The organism is Oceanobacillus manasiensis (assembly GCF_000724085.1).
GTDB classification, from domain to species: Bacteria; Bacillota; Bacilli; order Bacillales; family Amphibacillaceae; genus Oceanobacillus_B; species Oceanobacillus_B manasiensis.
Map to the genome: position 1 here is coordinate 135466 of NZ_CCDL010000002.1, position 17653 is coordinate 153118.

Here is a 17653-nt window from a genome sequence, read left to right on the forward strand (position 1 = left end):
TATGAGTAATCGCAAAATTGCTGTTGTAGGCGGTGGACTTGCCGGCTTAATGGCAACAATTAAAGCAGCTGAAGCGGGTGTGAATGTAGATCTATTCTCTATTGTACCTGTTAAACGTTCTCACTCTGTTTGTGCACAAGGTGGTATCAATGGTGCAGTTAATACAAAAGGAGAAGGAGATTCTCCTGATATACACTTTGATGATACTGTCTACGGAGGAGACTTCTTGGCAAATCAGCCTCCTGTAAAAGCAATGTGTGATGCTGCACCAAGTATCATCCATATGCTAGATCGTATGGGAGTTATGTTTAACAGAACACCAGAAGGACTACTTGACTTTCGCCGTTTTGGAGGTACACAGCATCACAGAACTGCATATGCTGGAGCTACCACAGGGCAGCAGTTGTTATATGCATTAGACGAACAGGTTCGTCGTTATGAAGTAGAAGGTCTTGTGAATAAATTTGAAAGCTGGGAATTCGTTGGTGCCATCATTGATGATGAGGGAACTGGAAGAGGAATCATGGCACAGGATATTAAAACGCACGAAATTAAATCCTTCCCTTCCGATGCCACAATAATTGCAACTGGTGGCCCAGGAATCATCTTTGGTAAGTCAACGAACTCTATTATTAATACTGGTTCCGCTGCTAGTGTGCTTTATCAACAGGGCGCAAAATACGCTAATGGCGAATTTATCCAAATTCACCCAACCGCTATACCAGGTGATGATAAGCTACGTCTAATGAGTGAGTCTGCTCGTGGGGAAGGTGGCCGGGTTTGGACTTATAAAGATGGAGAGCCTTGGTACTTCCTTGAAGAAAAATATCCAGCCTATGGGAACCTTGTACCACGTGATATAGCAACGCGTGAAATTTTTGACGTTTGTGTGAATCAAAAACTTGGTATCAATGGTGAAAACATGGTTTATCTGGATCTTTCGCATAAAGATCCTAAAGAACTTGATGTAAAACTTGGTGGGATAATAGAAATCTATGAAAAGTTCGTTGGTGAGGACCCGAGAAAAGTACCTATGAAAATCTTTCCTGCGGTACACTATTCAATGGGTGGTCTTTGGGTCGATTACGATCAAATGACGAGCATTCCAGGAGTCTTTGCGGCTGGTGAATGTGATTATTCCCAGCATGGAGGGAACCGTTTAGGTGCCAACTCTCTGCTTTCCGCAATTTATGGTGGGGCGGTTGCTGGCCCTAACGCAATTAAATACATTGACGGACTGGACAAACATGTAGATGATCTTTCTCCAGAGCTATTTGAGAGAAGTGAGAAGGAAGAGAAAGAAAAGTTCGAAGCACTTATGAATATGAAAGGTACAGAGAATGCTTATCAAATTCATAGAGAATTAGGCGAATGGATGACAGACAACGTAACAGTAGTTCGAGATAATGAAAAACTATTAAAGACAGATGAGAAAATAAAAGAGTTGCTAGAGCGTTGGGAGAACATCAATATAAATGATACGTCTCGGTGGAGCAATCAAGGTGTAATGTTTACCCGTCAGTTAAAGAACATGTTGCATTTAGCACGTGTTATAACAATCGGGGCATATAACCGTAATGAAAGCCGCGGAGCACATTACAAACCAGAATTCCCTGAACGTAATGATGAAGAGTGGTTGAAAACAACAATTGCGGCATTTAATCAAGAAACAAATGACCCTGTATTTACATATGAACCTGTAGATACTTCGTTGATCAAACCACGAAAGCGCGATTATACGAAAAAAAGTGAAGGGAGTAAGTAATAATGGCTGAACAACAAACTGTAACGTTTATTATTACCAGACAGGATAGTCCAGAATCTGCTCCTTATAAAGAAACCTTTCATGTACCATATCGTAAGAACATGAACGTTATCTCTGGCTTAATGGAGATACGACAAAACCCTGTAAATGCGGATGGTAAACAAACTACACCAGTATACTGGGACATGAACTGTTTAGAAGAAGTTTGTGGAGCTTGTTCGATGGTTATTAACGGAACAGCCACACAATCGTGTGCTGCGCTTGTAGACAAATTGGAACAACCAATCCGTCTTGAGCCGATGTCGACTTTTCCCGTTGTAAGAGACCTTATTGTAGATCGTGAACGCATGTTTGATGCTTTGAAACAAGTAAAAGCTTGGATACCGATAGACGGAACGCATGATCTAGGACCTGGTCCACGTATGCCTGAAAAGAAACGCCAGTGGGCTTATGAACTTTCAAAATGTATGACGTGTGGTGTTTGTCTAGAAGCATGTCCGAATGTTAACGATAAATCCAACTTTATCGGACCTGCGGCGCTATCACAAGCACGTCTTTTCAATGCACATCCAACTGGGGAAATGAATGCAAGCGAAAGATTAAATGGCTTAATGGATGATGGTGGCATTGACGGTTGTGGTAACTCACAAAACTGTGTGCAAGTTTGTCCAAAAGGTATCCCTTTAACCACATCGATTGCAGCAATGAACCGTGCAACGAACATTCAGGCATTTAAAAACTTCTTTGGAAGTGACCATGCACATTAAGTTGTAGTAAAGCCCCCTTTAGCCTTTATGGGCACAAGGGGGCTTTACGTTATATTTCTTAAATTAAGTAGAAGGGAGTCAGTAATTATGAAAGCGATACCATATATCGATGATATGGAGAAATGGAGGAAGTCATTCTCCTTTTCCACACCTATAAAAATACGTTTTTCCGAGACAGACATGTTTGGACATGTTAACAATGTCTCCCCCTTTATATATTTTGAACAAGCTAGAATAGAGTTTTTAAAATCTGTAGGTTTATTTAACAGCCATTCTAAGGAAGATAATGGCATACCAGTGGTAGCAGATCTACAGTGCAATTATTTACAACAAATGTATTTTAACGAGGACTTAACCATGTATGTAAAGGCAAATCATATTGGCAATACATCTATCGATATTCATTATATGGGCATCGTGAATGAAGAGATAGCACTGACTGGGAGAGGCAGGCTCGTGCATGTACATCCAAAGACCGGACGACCATTGTCTATTAGTGAGGATATGAAAGAAAATCTGTTAAAAAAATAAATTTCACAAACATTAAGGTTCAGGTTATAACCCGTAAGTTAGTGTACATATCATTGAAAATGCCCTTTTGTCTCGGATACCTAACGTGTACCTGAACCATACAAAACCGACTTCCAGTGGAAAGTCGGTTTTTAAAAACTAGAGCTTTAATTCCCCCATACGAAGGAGCTCTACAACAGCTTGTGATCGCCCCTTAACTCCTAACTTTTGCATAGCATTTGAAATGTGATTGCGGACAGTTTTCTCGGATATAAATAGCTCCTGAGCAATTTCTTTCGTTGTTTTATCCTGTACTAACAATTCGAATACTTCCTTTTCTCGTTTTGTTAGTAGTTGCTTCGGCTTAAACTCATTGTCCTTCAAATGTTAACCCCTCCTTGCTCTTATAGAGCTGCCTGTTGAAGGGAAATTATTTAGTCCCTATAAAGTATGAATGAAACAGTAAAACGGTGCGTACGATTCCAACTTCTTCAATGTGAAATAGGTTAAATTTTGATATAATAGGTTAATCGTTTATTTTTACAACATTTGTAGCTATAATGGGAACGGTGGACAAGTTTATCAAGAAACATTACGGTTGTTTTCTGAATAATATAGGTTATAATACCGTTTGATTTATAGTTCTATAACTTTTATTAGCATGGAAAGATCATTAGGAGGTTACATTATTGAAAACCGATGCATCTGCACTCACAATAAATAAAATTGAAAGACGTATGCGCTATATATCAGGTATTATTAAACAAAACGGACGTAAGATTTTAAACAATTATCCAATTACTTCGCCCCAATTTGTGGCACTTCAGTGGCTACTTGAAGAAGGCGATTTAACAATTGGCGAATTATCAAATAAAATCAGTTTAGCTTTTAGTACAACAACAGATCTCGTGGATCGTATGGAAAGAAATGAGCTTGTAGAACGAGTTCGAGATTCAAAGGATAGAAGAGTGGTCCGAATCCATGTGTTAAAAAAGGGTGAAACTATTATTGAGGAAGTCATCCAGAAACGACAAGAGTATCTTGGGGAAGTGCTTGATAAATTTTCTCTAGAACAAACAGAACAATTAAGTGAACTACTCGATTTTTTACATGAAGAAATGATACTGGTAGACAAAAAATAATAGAAAAGTAGAGGGGATATCTGTGGAGCAGGCAATCGGGGTCATCGACTCTGGGGTAGGGGGACTTACGGTGGCATATGAATTGATGAGGCAGCTGCCTAAAGAAAAATTGATCTATCTTGGAGACACAGCTAGATGCCCATATGGTCCTAGATCGGAAGAAGAAGTGAAACAATTCACTTGGGAGCTAGTAGATTTTTTATTAGAGAAAAATATTAAAATGCTTGTGGTAGCGTGTAACACAGCAACAGCTTTTACACTGCAGGAATTGCAAGGAAAATTAGATATACCGGTTATCGGGGTTATTCAACCGGGTGCAAGGGCTGCAATTAAATTTACGAGAAATAATAATATTGGGGTTATTGGAACAGAAGGAACCATTCGCAGTGAGGCTTATACAAAGGCGCTTGAAAGCATCCATTCGAACATTAAAGTGAATGCACTAGCCTGCCCATTATTCGTACCGATGGTAGAGCAGGGGATCTTAACAGGAACTAAAGCTCAAGAAGTTGTAGAGTCATCACTTTTGCCACTAAGGGATGATAAGGATATGGATACACTAATACTTGGTTGTACTCACTACCCCTTGCTAAAACCAACTATACAAGATGTGATGGGAGAGCAAGTGACAGTAATTTCTTCCAGTGAAGAGACGGCCAGGGAAACAAGTACTATATTAGATGTTCATAAGATTATTAATACAAGTGAGGTCATTCCAGTTCATCAATTTTATACTACTGGAGAACTGGAAATATTTGTTGAGATTTCTAAAAGTATATTTCAAGACCCATATTTACAAATGGTTACGATAAAACAAGCACAGATTGGCCTAGGTCAAACCCAGAACTCCTGATTTATTAGGTTTCTGGGTTTTTATTTTGCAATAACTAGCATTATCCCCCACTTCAACCATGAACGGGGGGATTAAGCATTCTAAATGAGGGATCAACTGTGTCTGAATCGTTCAATTAACAATTGGTGGGGAGGTAGGTGGCGCCTACCAATTGAAGTTTAACTTTATTTTTAATGCAAGGTTTGTCGGGAACTATAATTTCTAAGACTACCTTTTAGCGTAATTTTTATTTTGTTTTGGTCTATTTTCTTTGGAGGCTCGTATACATAATAGTACAAACCATCCTAGGGGGGAAAGACATGCATAAGCGCGGAATATTAATAACGGGAAGTATAACGATGGCTATTTTATTATCAGGTTGTTTTCAAGGAGAACAATCACTGGAGGATATGGATCCTCCACAAAACGCCGAGCCTGTTGATAGTCTAGAAAACGGTGAGAAGAATGAAGATGAGTCAGTTGAAGGGGAAGGAACAGCTGTAAATGAGACGGTGCCAAGAGAGTTGTACTTAGTGGATGCGAACGGTATGGTAGCGGCACAAACAATCGAGCTACCTAATCCTGAATCAAAAGAGGTAGCGTCTCAGGTTTTAGAATACTTGGTTAAAGGTGGACCGGTTACTTCCATGCTACCAAATGGATTTCAGGCTGTGCTGCCAGAAGGAACACAAATTCTTGGCGTAAACCTTCAGGAAGATGGAACTATCGTAGTCGATTTCTCTAAGGAATTTGAAGATTATGAAGCAAAGGAAGAGCTTCAAATTCTTGAATCGATAACCCATACACTGACCCAGTTTGAAAATGTGAATACTGTTCAATTACAGATTAATGGACATGAGGTAAAAGAAATGCCGGTAAATGGAACACCGATCGGCGAAGGATATTCTAGGGCAAATGGGATAAATGTAACAGACACAGACACAGTCGATTTGATTAACAGTAAGGCTGTAACCATGTACTATCCAACTGAGCATAATAAGAATCGTTATTACGTACCGGTAACGCAATATGTTGAAACAAAGGACGAGGATATGTACGCCTCGATTGTACAGTCATTGTTGGAAGGCCCTGGCTTTAATACAAATGTACAGCACGTCTTTAATCCCTCTGCTTTGCTGACTGGAGAGACAAAGCTTAGTGACGGAGTGCTTAACCTTACATTTAATGAAGACATCCTTGTTAAGGATGGGAATGGTGTCATCTCGGACGAGGTTATGGAAACTATTGTTAGAACACTAACAGAACAGGATGGGATTGAAGCTGTTGATGTAAAAGTTGAGAATATTGAACAACTTGTGAATGAAAACGGCGAGACATATGAGGAACCTGTAACCAAACAGCAATTCATTCCAAGTGAGAAGCTATAAGAAAAGAGGCTGAGCTTTATAGCCTCTTTTTTGTTTACTCTTCGTTCTAACCGCTAAGTTTTTAAGCGGTCGCTCGCTACTTTTTATAGAATGTATTAACGTGTTTCTTTGGTGCAAAATATGTTAAGCTTATGGTTGAAACAAGGAGGAGACATACATGAGAAACGATGAGAGAAAAATAAATAGTTTACGTTCTGTAAACATTACAGCAGATTATATATCACACCCAGAAGGATCTGTTTTAATTGAAGTAGGTAATACAAAAGTAATATGCAATGCAAGCATTGAAGACAGAGTTCCACCATTTCTTCGAGGACAAGGAAAGGGATGGATTACTGCCGAATATGCAATGCTACCTAGAGCTACAGAACAACGCAACATTCGTGAATCATCCAAAGGAAAAGTTAGTGGAAGAACAATGGAAATTCAGCGTCTAATCGGGAGAGCATTACGATCGGTTGTGGATTTGGATAGCATCGGCGAGCGCACTGTTTGGGTAGATTGTGATGTGATTCAAGCAGATGGTGGCACACGAACTGCGTCGATTACAGGAGCTTTTGTAGCGGTTGTCTTGGCTTTCGGTAAGCTATTAGATAATAAAAAAATAAAGAAAATGCCTGTCACCCAGTTTCTTGGTGCAATTTCTGTTGGTGTTTTACCTGATGGTACGGAGATTTTGGATTTGAATTATGAAGAAGATTCTCAAGCGAATGTTGATATGAACATTGTCATGACTGGAAAGCAGGAATTTGTGGAGATACAGGGTACAGGTGAGGAAGCAACCTTTACAGCAAATCAATTACAAACAATGCTGCAACTTGCTAGTGAGGGCATGGAAGAGATCTTTAAGATTCAGCGTGAAACGATAGGGGAACTAGCTGGAAGAATTGGAGAGACATTAGAATAATGGAGTGAATGGTATGGAACAAGTTCTCATAGCGACAAGGAATGCGGGAAAAGCAGCTGAATTTAAGCAATTCTTTTCCCGTTATCAAATCACCGCATTGTCTATGCTTGATCTAGAAGAAGAGTTGCCGGATGTGGAGGAAACTGGTGTCACCTTTGAAGAAAATGCAGCACTAAAAGCCGAGGAAATCTCTTCAAAGCTAGGTATACCTGTGCTTGCAGATGATTCAGGTTTAATGATTGATGCACTTTATGGAGAACCAGGAGTTTTCTCAGCGAGATATGCTGGCACTGATAAAAATGACCGTGCAAACATACTTAAAGTATTGCAAAAACTGCAAGGAGTACCGGAGTCTGAGCGGACTGCCCGATTTGTTTGTGTTATTGCATTATCTAAACCTGGGGAAAAAACGGTTTTTCGCACTGGCTATTGTGAGGGAAACATTGCAGAAGAACAAAGTGGAGAAAATGGATTTGGTTATGACCCAATCTTTATACCAAGTGACCAGAAAAAGACAATGGCTGAGTTAACTGCCGAAGAAAAGAATCGTATTAGTCATAGAACAAAAGCGATAGAGCAGTTTGATGAATGGATAAAAGGGTATAAGGAAGGACAAGCCTAATAAACGAAACCTATTTTTCCTTTTTCGTTTTAAAGATCATACATAGATTGGGTGGTATAATGACAAAGGTACTTATTATAAGTGATAGTCATGGTTTAACAGATGAATTACTTCAAGTAAAAAATGAGCATAAGTTGGAGTACATGATTCATTGTGGTGATTCCGAACTGGATATGGATACTATAGAAATGGATGGTTTCTTTAAAGTAGCAGGTAACTGTGACCTTGATACAAGGTATCCAGAGGAACAAACATTAGAAGTTAATAACGTTAAATTCCTTGCTGTGCATGGACATTTGCATAATGTGAAGCAAAATTTGCTTACTGCAGGATACCGTGCTGAAGAATTGGGGGCAAATGTCATCTGTTTTGGACATACACATGTAGCTGGTGCGCAACAAGAGAATGACCAATTATTTATAAATCCTGGAAGTATTCGTCAACCTAGAGGTCGCTTAGAAAAGACTTATGCAATTATGGAATGGGAAAACCCTCAAGAAATTGAGGTTACATTTTACACGCTGGACGGAAATGAAGTAAAAGATTTATTCTACAAAGCTTCCTTATAAGCTAGAATTAAGAGACCTACCAGGCTCAATTATTCCGACTGTCTGGTAGGTTTTAAACTTTTTTTTATAAAGTGTTGACAAATAATCCATTTATGCATATAATATTTCTTGTCCGTTAAAAAAGTAACTAACAAAAACGGCGATAAATTACATAGGTAATGCGGGTGTAGTTTAGTGACGAGCAAAGCTACTGCCGAGTACGCATCGAGTTGCCTCGAAGCACAAACAACTGAGAATAAGCTAGTAGATGTAGAGGCAGTTAAATTATTATAAAGAGCGTACAAAAATCAGGATATTTTTTACATAATCATGCGGGTGTAGTTTAGTGACGAGCAAAGCTACTGCCGAGTACGCAACGAGTTGCCTCGAAGCACAAACAACTGAGAATAAGCTATTAGATGTAGAGGCAGTTAAATTATTATAAAGAGCGTACAAAAATCAAGATATTTTTTACATAATCATGCGGGTGTAGTTTAGTGGTAAAACCTCAGCCTTCCAAGCTGATGATGAGGGTTCGATTCCCTTCACCCGCTCCATACATACTTGTCCCAGTAGCTCAGCAGGATAGAGCAACAGCCTTCTAAGCTGTGGGTCGCAGGTTCGAATCCTGCCTGGGACGTCAAAGAGAAGCCTCACAAACATTTTGTTTGTGAGGTTTTTTATGTATCAATAAGTTATTCTTATAGAAACCAGTTACAAAATAATAATCTGGTTATTCTAACTGCTTTAGCTTTATAACCATTTCGTTCCCATGTTAAATAAAAATCTAATTCTATTAAGTAGATTTAGAAGAGAGCCTGCTTTCTTTTCAATAAAGAAAGCAGGCTCAGCTTCATTTCACATAAGAACACAAATTAATTTCTGTATTTTTTGTTACGTTGATTTGCACCGAGTACATTGTTTCTATTTCTGCATTTTCTCTTAGGTTGTTGTGCTGCTTCTTCCTCTTCTTCTTCTTCCACTTCTTCAGCTTCTGCATCTGCTTCTCCATTTTCGCCAGCAGCTCCAACGCCCCAACCATTAACATAAACTTTTACGATGTTATAATTATTGTTTTTGTTTTTCAAATCATTCTCATTGTCATTATCGTTGTCCACGTCGATGTCGCTGTCGAAATCCACGTTTGCATCTGCATTCGCTTTAGCAAAGTAATATTCTTGGTTTCCATTATGATCAAAGCTTCTATTTTGACTTTTTCTTTTCATTATTTTTCCCTCCTTTAATCTTGATAATGTATCTTATTCGATATAAAACGTTTTGGAATGGCAAGTGGCTTATGGCAAACGCTTGTTTTTTAATAGGGTGATAGAAAACACTAGTTAAGTGTGTTAGAATTCCTAGAAAAGCTTAAAACTTGGTATATATGACGATAGTAAACCTGTTGGTCAAATTCCATGGTATAATAATTATGATGAACAGTGAAATTACTATCATAAGAGCTTTTCTAGATAAATGGTTACTCTTCATCGAACAATATGTCTATCTTTTAAAAAATAATCCTATTTAATGACGCGATAAGCAATATTGAAGTTTTAACCAGTAGTATTAGTGCATCGTTAACGACGCACCGTGTTTTCGTAAATGTAGAGTAGATCTTTGAAATAGCAGATAAGATTATTATTCATATAAAAATAGGTTTATTTTTTTGGAATCAGGGTATGTATCTCTATTGACTGTTTCATAATAGAATGAATACATTGAAAGGAGGAAATAGATGCAGCAACAATCAGAAAAGGAGAATGTCATTCTCTTTCCAAAGTGGAAAGACGTTTTGGAAGAGGAGAGCGTACAGGCTCTAAAAGAAAAAAGATATGAAGAAGCACTTACAAAGTTGGATCAACTGTTGAGTTATCATGTAAGATCCCATGAAATTATTATAGGGAAACTTATTTGTCTAATAGAATTAAACCGACATACCGAAGCACAAAACATATGTGAAGAACTACTTACTGAGAAAGATGAACATTATTATCACTATGTACATATTTATTTGACGATTTTATTTCAGACTAATCAATATGAACTGTTAATGGAGCAAGTCGAGTATGAATTGGAAATGGGCGAGATTCCACCACAAATGGAAGAACAGTTTCAACAGCTGTATAAAATGAGCAGTAAGATGAAGGCAGATTTAACTGTTGAAAGGTCAAGTACTCACCTAAGTGGATTAACTCAAGCAGTTGAGGAAGAGAATCATAGTGAACAGTGGAGAATATTAGAGAATTTAAGGCAGATGTCTGCATTGCCCACTAAAAATATTCCTCAAATGCTTACTGATGAGAAAGTTCACCCCGTAACCAAGACGGTTATAATACAATGGCTGGCAGAATCTGATTATGATCAAGATGTAAGCATACATAAGTTTGGAAGAGAACTTACCGTAATACCTTCTGTTTTAGAGAAGCTTGAAGATATTACAATATTGCACCAAGCTAAAAGCTTATTAGAAGAAACGGAGCAAAAAAATCCAACACTATTTGAAATGCTGGAAAAACTGTTATTTCGTTATTTATATGTTCAATATCCAATACTCCCACCATCAGAGGAAGTTTTTCAGCTGGCAGAGGCTATTAAACATGTTGGGCAGGAATACCTTGGTATACATATGGAAGAAGATGCACCACAATCCGACAAAATGCAGCAGTTTAGTAATGAGATAAAAATCTGTGACTCCCTTTATTTAAGTATTATTGAAGAGTAGGATTATGCGGGCTTGAAATGCTTGAAAGGCATAGTAATTATGTTATAATAAGATGGTTGTAAATTTAGATCATTATATAAGTAGTTATATTAATGAACGTGTAAAATGATTGGAAACAATAGATTAGATTTTGGAGGGAAATTTTATGTCAGTAAAATGGGAAAAACAAGAAGGAAATGAAGGGGTACTTACATTTGAAGTATCTGCAGAAACATTTGATCAAGGCTTAGATCAAGCTTTTAAAAAAGTTTCCAAGGATGTTCAAATTCCTGGATTCCGTAAAGGGAAAATCCCACGTAAAATCTTTGAAAACCGCTTTGGTGTAGAAGCATTGTATCAAGATGCTGTAGACATTGTACTACCAGATGCGTATGTAAGTGCTGTTGAGGAAGCAGGTATTGATCCAGTAGCACAACCAGAAATTGACATCGAGACAATCGAACAAGGTCAGCCGCTTGTTTTCACTGCAAAAGTAACTGTTAAACCTGAAGTAACTCTAGGTGAATACAAAGGTCTTGAGGTAGAAGAACAATCTGTTGAAGTGACAGATGAAGATGTAGACCATGAACTAGAGCATCAGCGTCAGCATCATGCAGAGCTAATTGTAAAAGAAGAAGGTAGCGTTGAAGAAGGCGACACTGTTGTTATGGATTTTGAAGGTTTCCTTGATGGCGTAGCTTTTGAAGGCGGAAAAGGTGAAGATCATTCATTAGAAATTGGCTCAGGTCAATTTATACCTGGATTTGAAGAGCAGCTAGTTGGAAAAACACCTGGGGAAGAAACGGAGATCGAAGTTACATTCCCTGAAGATTACCATGCGGAAGAACTTGCAGGTAAAACAGCTACATTCAAAGTAAAACTAAATGAAGTTAAAACGAAAGAGCTTCCAGAACTTGATGATGAGTTTGCTAAAGATGTAGACGAAGAAGTGGAAACTCTTGAAGAATTAAAGAACAAGAAAAGAGAAGAGCTAGAAACTCAAAGAAAACAAGACGCAGAAAATCAAACAAGAGAAACTTTAATTGAAAAAGCTTCTGAGAATGCAGAAGTTGAAATCCCAGAAGCAATGGTTAACACAGAGCTTGACCAAATGGTTAAAGAGTTTGAACAGCGTCTACAAGCTCAAGGGATGACCCTTGAGATGTATTCACAATTCTCTGGTCAAGATGAGAATGCTTTAAAAGAACAAATGAAAGAAGATGCTGAAAAACGCGTTAAAACAAATCTTACACTTGAAGCAATTGTCTCTGAAGAGAACCTTGAAGTTACCGATGAAGATGTTGAAGCAGAGCTTGAAAAAATGGCATCTATGTACGGAACTGAATTGGATCAGCTGAAGCAAATGCTTGGTGGAAATACGGATGCTATAAAAGGCGATCTGAAAATGCGTAAAGCAATTGAATTTCTTGTTGAAAATAGCAAAACTGTCTAATTAAGATATTGTTAGTTTAGACATAGGTCGATAGGTAAATACTAAAACAAGGTGCTGTGAAGTAGCACCTTGTTTTCTCATATAACTCCCCATTTATTTTCTTACTTTTTAGAATAAGAATTATGGTGGATTATCTTTTTTAATAAGAATACTTAATTGTAACAAGCTACATATAATATAAGTAGTATGATTTGACTTTTATGAATTATTATCCATAATTAGATTATGCTAACGTTATGAAAGTGTATCGTTTTGTTTTTTAAAATTGATCTGATATGATGACTATGAAGTTGAATCCTGAAAATTCCATTCAGGTGGAGATTTAAACTTTTAGGGGTGAAATTAATGTTTAAGTTTAATGAAGAAAAAGGACAACTGAAATGTTCGTTTTGTGGAAAGAGTCAAGAACAAGTACGTAAGCTAGTAGCCGGACCAGGCGTTTATATATGTGACGAGTGTATAGAACTTTGCACAGAGATCGTGGAAGAAGAATTAGGTACAGAAGAAGATACTGAGCTTAAGGAAATTCCAAAGCCTAAAGAAATCTGTGAGATTCTAGATGATTACGTTATTGGACAGGACAAAGCAAAGAAAAATCTTTCAGTTGCTGTGTATAACCACTATAAACGGATCAATTCACCGAAAGTCACTGGTGATGATGTGGAATTATCCAAAAGTAATATTTCAATGATTGGTCCAACAGGAAGCGGGAAGACACTTCTTGCTCAAACATTGGCAAGAATTATTAATGTACCGTTTGCAATGGCGGATGCTACATCACTAACTGAAGCAGGTTATGTAGGGGAAGATGTTGAAAACATACTCCTTAAACTGATTCAGGCAGCGGATTACGATGTGGAAAAAGCTGAAAAAGGTATCATTTATATTGATGAAATTGACAAAGTAGCACGTAAATCTGAGAATCCTTCTATCACTAGAGATGTTTCTGGTGAAGGGGTACAGCAGGCGTTATTAAAAATTCTAGAAGGTACTGTAGCGAGTGTCCCTCCACAAGGAGGACGTAAGCATCCACACCAAGAGTTTATTCAAATTGACACAACGAATATCCTGTTCATCGTCGGTGGAGCATTTGATGGTATTGATCAGGTGATTAAACGTCGTCTTGGTAAGAAAGTTATAGGATTTGGTTCTAATGAAAAACAGAAGGATTTCGAAATGGGAGAACTACTCTCAAAAGTGTTACCTGAAGACTTACTGAGATATGGCCTCATTCCTGAATTTATAGGTCGTATACCAGTAATTGGTAGCTTAACCCCACTAGATGAAGAAGCTCTTGTTGAGATTTTGACTAAACCTAAAAATGCACTTGTGAAACAATATGAAAAACTATTCTCTATTGATAATGTAGAATTGGAAATTGAAGAAGAAGCATTAAGAGAAATTGCAAGAAAAGCGATAGAACGAAAAACAGGAGCACGTGGTCTACGGTCCATTATTGAAGGAATTATGCTTGACGTAATGTTTGAGCTACCTTCAAGAGATGATATAGAAAAATGTGTTATTACGAAAGACACCGTAATGGAGGAAAACGGCAATCCAAAACTTATCTTCCGCGATGGAACCGTCAAAGAAGGAAACAAGGAGCCGAAGGAAAGCGCGTAAAACTTTCTTAAGCTTGTTGCTGACTTACGATATACGGACTGGGTAACACAAGACTGTCTTGAGTGATTTAGTTGCCAAGACAGTCTTTTTTTGCATATTACTACATAGACACCTTGCATAGTTGTTACACTTTGGATATAAGATAAATACACCCGCTTTTCACTTTTTACAGCGTTATTTTTCTGATTAGCTAGAGTTCAGGTAGGGAATGCTAAAACAAAAGCAAATGTATTGGATTTCACGTTTACAAATGGTTCAGCTTTATATAAACTTTAAGAACACATAGAAGGCTTTAACTTGATCTTTACATATTATAGAAATACGGAGGTCGTTTCATGACAAAAGAGACAATTCAGCTCCCTCTCCTTCCATTGCGTGGATTGCTGGTCTTCCCATCAATGGTAATCCATTTGGATGTGGGAAGAGATAAATCTATTGCAGCACTTGAGCAGGCAATGATGGGGGATCAGACAATTTTCCTTGTCGCACAAAGGAAAATAAGCATGGATGATCCTGAACCCCAAGATATATATTCAATTGGTACAGTGGCAGTAGTAAAGCAAATGTTAAAGTTACCTAACGGTACAATGCGCGTATTGGTTGAAGGAACTCATCGTGGTGAGATTATTCAATTCTTAGAAAATAGTGGCGATGCTTTTGAGGTAGAAATCGAAAAGCGTGAAGATATTCATGGAGAGATGAACGAAGAAGAAGCGCTTATGCGCTCATTACTTGGGCTTTTTGAACAATATGTATCTGTTTCTCGAAAAATAAATAAAGAAACCTTTGCGACGGTTGCTGATATAGATGAGCCATCAAGATTAGCTGATATTATTACCTCTCATTTATCCCTAAAAATAAAAGAGAAACAGGAACTGCTTGAAATGGAAAACGTAGTAGCTAGGCTTAAGTACCTTATTAAGCTTATTACAAATGAAAAAAAGGTTCTTGATCTTGAAAAGAAAATTGGTCAGCGTGTAAAGACTTCAATGGAAAAGACACAAAAAGAATACTATTTGCGTGAACAGATGAAAGCTATCCAAAAAGAGCTTGGAGAAAAAGATGGTAAAACAGGTGAAGTTGGTCAGTTAAGAGAAAAAATAATTAATTCTGATATGCCTGAAAATATTATGGAAGTAGCATTAAAAGAATTAGATCGTTATGAAAAGGTGCCTCAAAGTTCTGCGGAGAGCTCAGTCATTCGAAATTATTTAGAATGGTTAATTGCTTTGCCGTGGACCCAGCAGTCTGAGGATACTATAGAGATAAACAAGGCGGAAGACATTCTTAACACAGACCATTATGGTTTGGATAAAGTTAAGGAGAGAATATTAGAGTACCTTGCTGTACAAAAATTAACAAATTCGATTAAGGGGCCAATCCTATGTCTTGTGGGTCCTCCTGGTGTTGGAAAAACTTCACTAGCGAAATCTATTGCACGTTCAATAAATCGAAATTTCGTGCGTATTTCATTAGGAGGCGTCAGGGACGAAGCGGAGATTCGCGGACATCGCCGTACGTATATCGGTGCAATGCCTGGGCGAATTATTCAAGGAATGAAAAAAGCAAAGACCATTAATCCCGTCTTTCTTTTAGATGAGATTGATAAGATGTCCAATGATTTCCGTGGGGATCCGTCTTCAGCAATGCTAGAAGTACTTGACCCTGAACAAAACAGTAACTTTAGTGATCATTTTATTGAAGAAACATATGACCTATCAAACGTGTTATTTGTTGCGACAGCGAATTATGTAAACAATATACCAGGACCATTACTTGACCGGATGGAGCTTATTTCTATTGCAGGTTATACTGAGGTTGAAAAGCTGCATATTGCGAAAGAACATTTATTACCAAAGCAATTAAGAGAAAATGGACTTAAAAAAAGCACTTTACAAATGAGAGATGAAGCTCTATTAAAACTAATCCGAAGATACACTCGAGAAGCTGGTGTAAGAAATTTAGAAAGACAACTTGCTACAATTTGCAGAAAGGCAGCTCGAGTCATTATTTCTGAAGAGAAAAAGCGTGTCATTGTAACCGAGAAGAGTCTTGAGGAATTATTAGGTAAACCAATGTATCGTTATGGAATAAGAGAAAAGGAAGATCAGGTAGGAACAGCAACAGGACTTGCATATACTGCTGCAGGCGGAGATACGCTGTCTATCGAAGTATCGCACTATCCTGGTAAAGGAAAGCTCACATTGACTGGAAAACTTGGTGATGTGATGCAGGAGTCAGCACAGGCTGCATTTAGCTATATTCGCTCACGAGCGAAAGAACTAAAAATAACTCCTGATTTCTATGAAAAGTACGATATTCATATTCACGTGCCTGAGGGAGCAACACCTAAAGATGGTCCGTCTGCAGGTATTACAATGGCCACAGCCTTAGTGTCAGCTCTTACTGGACGGGCTGTTAAGAAAGAAGTCGGGATGACAGGGGAAATCACGCTACGTGGCAGAGTCCTGCCAATCGGTGGTTTAAAAGAAAAATCGTTAAGTGCACATCGTGCAGGGATTACGACCTTTATTATTCCTGCTGACAATGATAAAGATATAGAGGATATTCCGGAGAGCGTGCGAAGCGAATTAACCTTTATCAAAGTATCCCACTTAGATGAGGTACTGAAGTATGCACTGGTGGAGGAGAATAATGAAAGTAAATAATGCAGAAATCGTAATAAGCGCAGTAAGTCAAAAGCAATATCCAGGTGATCGCCTTCCAGAGATCGCATTGGCTGGAAGATCAAACGTTGGTAAATCTTCCTTCATAAATAAGCTCATTAATAGAAAGAATCTTGCCAGAACCTCATCCAAACCTGGTAAAACCCAGACCCTTAATTTCTATAAGATAAATGAAGCATTCTATTTTGTAGATGTACCAGGATATGGCTATGCCAAAGTATCCAAAAAGGAAAGGGAAAAATGGGGAGTTATGATGGAGGAGTATTTCGAAACACGTGAAACCCTTCAGGCAGTTCTTTTAATAACAGATGTTCGTCATGAGCCAACGAACGATGATATCCAAATGTATCATTTTCTTAAGCATTATGACCTTCGGGTGATTATAGTTGCTACAAAGTTAGATAAAGTACCTAAAAATAAACGTGCAAGCCATGTGAAAAGAACAAAACAAGCGTTTGAAATGGATGAAGCAGATTATCTTCTGCCCTTTTCTTCTGAAACCGGAGAAGGAAAAGATGATGCATGGAGATTGCTAAGTCAATTCATATAGTATAGTTAAATAAAGTGTTTAAGGTTTACAGGAATAGCTAAACGATTTCGAACTTATTAAAAGGGTTCGAATGCGTTTGGCTTTTTCTTTTTTTGTGATGATTACTCACTTTAACAAAAGGTTAACCAGAAGTTATTGAAAAAATTTTTCTGAGTGTC

16 protein-coding genes and 2 tRNA genes are annotated in these 17653 nt (G+C 37.9%); 16 read left to right on the top strand and 2 right to left on the bottom strand.

The features are described 5' to 3' along the window. Position 1: 1 nt before the first annotated feature. From sdhA to BN985_RS09820, 3 genes are all read left to right on the top strand, one after another. Positions 2–1765: a succinate dehydrogenase flavoprotein subunit gene (gene sdhA, locus BN985_RS09810; protein WP_042223297.1), complete on the top strand. Its 1764-nt coding sequence runs from the start codon at positions 2–4 to the stop codon at positions 1763–1765. A gap of 2 nt (positions 1766–1767) precedes the next feature. Further along, a complete protein-coding gene (sdhB, locus tag BN985_RS09815; RefSeq protein WP_042223298.1) occupies positions 1768–2532 on the top strand; it encodes a succinate dehydrogenase iron-sulfur subunit in 765 nt (254 codons plus the stop codon). A gap of 87 nt (positions 2533–2619) precedes the next feature. Continuing rightward, the gene (locus BN985_RS09820; protein ID WP_042223299.1) at positions 2620–3063 is read left to right on the top strand and encodes an acyl-CoA thioesterase; all 444 of its coding nucleotides are present in this window, start codon (positions 2620–2622) and stop codon (positions 3061–3063) included. Between the two features lie 138 nt (positions 3064–3201). On the opposite strand, the gene BN985_RS09825 is transcribed toward BN985_RS09820, so the two are convergent. Then, positions 3202–3426 (bottom strand): helix-turn-helix domain-containing protein, encoded by a 225-nt coding sequence (locus tag BN985_RS09825; RefSeq protein ID WP_042223300.1) that lies wholly within the window; start codon positions 3424–3426, stop codon positions 3202–3204. A gap of 353 nt (positions 3427–3779) precedes the next feature. Between BN985_RS09825 and BN985_RS09830 the strand changes: the two genes are divergently transcribed. The 8 genes from BN985_RS09830 to BN985_RS09865 all read left to right on the top strand — a co-directional run bounded on the left by BN985_RS09830 (position 3780) and on the right by BN985_RS09865 (position 9121). Next, entirely contained in the window at positions 3780–4184 is a 405-nt protein-coding gene (locus BN985_RS09830; protein WP_198030008.1) for a MarR family winged helix-turn-helix transcriptional regulator, read from the top strand. A gap of 22 nt (positions 4185–4206) precedes the next feature. Beyond that, on the top strand, positions 4207–5037 hold the full coding sequence (racE, locus tag BN985_RS09835; protein WP_042223302.1) for a glutamate racemase: 831 nt from the start codon (positions 4207–4209) through the stop codon (positions 5035–5037). 299 nt (positions 5038–5336) lie between these two features. Continuing rightward, the gene (locus BN985_RS09840) at positions 5337–6404 is read left to right on the top strand and encodes a GerMN domain-containing protein (RefSeq protein ID WP_042223303.1); all 1068 of its coding nucleotides are present in this window, start codon (positions 5337–5339) and stop codon (positions 6402–6404) included. Between the two features lie 157 nt (positions 6405–6561). Next, the gene (gene rph, locus BN985_RS09845; protein ID WP_042223304.1) at positions 6562–7311 is read left to right on the top strand and encodes a ribonuclease PH; all 750 of its coding nucleotides are present in this window, start codon (positions 6562–6564) and stop codon (positions 7309–7311) included. 13 nt (positions 7312–7324) lie between these two features. Continuing rightward, positions 7325–7933: an XTP/dITP diphosphatase gene (locus BN985_RS09850; protein WP_042223305.1), complete on the top strand. Its 609-nt coding sequence runs from the start codon at positions 7325–7327 to the stop codon at positions 7931–7933. Positions 7934–7992: 59 nt separating this feature from the next. Beyond that, positions 7993–8502, top strand: a complete 510-nt coding sequence (locus BN985_RS09855; protein WP_042223306.1) for a metallophosphoesterase — start codon at positions 7993–7995, stop codon at positions 8500–8502. Between the two features lie 462 nt (positions 8503–8964). Continuing rightward, positions 8965–9038, top strand: a tRNA-Gly gene (locus BN985_RS09860). Positions 9039–9047: 9 nt separating this feature from the next. Beyond that, positions 9048–9121 (top strand) — tRNA-Arg (locus BN985_RS09865). 235 nt (positions 9122–9356) lie between these two features. On the opposite strand, the gene BN985_RS09870 is transcribed toward BN985_RS09865, so the two are convergent. Next, a complete protein-coding gene (locus BN985_RS09870; RefSeq protein ID WP_052360666.1) occupies positions 9357–9707 on the bottom strand; it encodes a hypothetical protein in 351 nt (116 codons plus the stop codon). Positions 9708–10216: 509 nt separating this feature from the next. Between BN985_RS09870 and BN985_RS09875 the strand changes: the two genes are divergently transcribed. From BN985_RS09875 to yihA, 5 genes are all read left to right on the top strand, one after another. After that, a complete protein-coding gene (locus BN985_RS09875) occupies positions 10217–11203 on the top strand; it encodes a tetratricopeptide repeat protein (protein WP_042223307.1) in 987 nt (328 codons plus the stop codon). 145 nt (positions 11204–11348) lie between these two features. Next, a complete protein-coding gene (gene tig, locus BN985_RS09880; protein WP_042223308.1) occupies positions 11349–12635 on the top strand; it encodes a trigger factor in 1287 nt (428 codons plus the stop codon). A gap of 345 nt (positions 12636–12980) precedes the next feature. Then, positions 12981–14258 carry an ATP-dependent protease ATP-binding subunit ClpX gene (gene clpX / locus BN985_RS09885; RefSeq protein WP_042223309.1) on the top strand — a complete coding sequence of 426 codons (1278 nt, stop codon included), beginning with the start codon at positions 12981–12983 and terminating at the stop codon, positions 14256–14258. A gap of 335 nt (positions 14259–14593) precedes the next feature. Beyond that, positions 14594–16927, top strand: a complete 2334-nt coding sequence (lon, locus tag BN985_RS09890) for an endopeptidase La (protein ID WP_042223310.1) — start codon at positions 14594–14596, stop codon at positions 16925–16927. Then, positions 16914–17495, top strand: a complete 582-nt coding sequence (gene yihA / locus BN985_RS09895; protein ID WP_042223311.1) for a ribosome biogenesis GTP-binding protein YihA/YsxC — start codon at positions 16914–16916, stop codon at positions 17493–17495. The genes lon and yihA overlap by 14 nt, the downstream gene beginning before the upstream one ends. The last annotated feature ends 158 nt before the right edge of the window (positions 17496–17653 follow it).

Coding starts and splice junctions, on each gene's coding strand:
- yihA (WP_042223311.1), top strand. CDS start 16,914: ATGAAAGTAAATAATGCAGAAATCGTAATAAGCGCAGTAAGTCAAAAG.
- BN985_RS09850 (WP_042223305.1), top strand. CDS start 7,325: ATGGAACAAGTTCTCATAGCGACAAGGAATGCGGGAAAAGCAGCTGAA.
- lon (WP_042223310.1), top strand. CDS start 14,594: ATGACAAAAGAGACAATTCAGCTCCCTCTCCTTCCATTGCGTGGATTG.
- BN985_RS09870 (WP_052360666.1), bottom strand. CDS start 9,707: ATGAAAAGAAAAAGTCAAAATAGAAGCTTTGATCATAATGGAAACCAA.
- sdhB (WP_042223298.1), top strand. CDS start 1,768: ATGGCTGAACAACAAACTGTAACGTTTATTATTACCAGACAGGATAGT.
- BN985_RS09840 (WP_042223303.1), top strand. CDS start 5,337: ATGCATAAGCGCGGAATATTAATAACGGGAAGTATAACGATGGCTATT.
- BN985_RS09820 (WP_042223299.1), top strand. CDS start 2,620: ATGAAAGCGATACCATATATCGATGATATGGAGAAATGGAGGAAGTCA.
- rph (WP_042223304.1), top strand. CDS start 6,562: ATGAGAAACGATGAGAGAAAAATAAATAGTTTACGTTCTGTAAACATT.
- tig (WP_042223308.1), top strand. CDS start 11,349: ATGTCAGTAAAATGGGAAAAACAAGAAGGAAATGAAGGGGTACTTACA.
- BN985_RS09875 (WP_042223307.1), top strand. CDS start 10,217: ATGCAGCAACAATCAGAAAAGGAGAATGTCATTCTCTTTCCAAAGTGG.
- sdhA (WP_042223297.1), top strand. CDS start 2: ATGAGTAATCGCAAAATTGCTGTTGTAGGCGGTGGACTTGCCGGCTTA.
- BN985_RS09855 (WP_042223306.1), top strand. CDS start 7,993: ATGACAAAGGTACTTATTATAAGTGATAGTCATGGTTTAACAGATGAA.
- BN985_RS09830 (WP_198030008.1), top strand. CDS start 3,780: ATGCGCTATATATCAGGTATTATTAAACAAAACGGACGTAAGATTTTA.
- clpX (WP_042223309.1), top strand. CDS start 12,981: ATGTTTAAGTTTAATGAAGAAAAAGGACAACTGAAATGTTCGTTTTGT.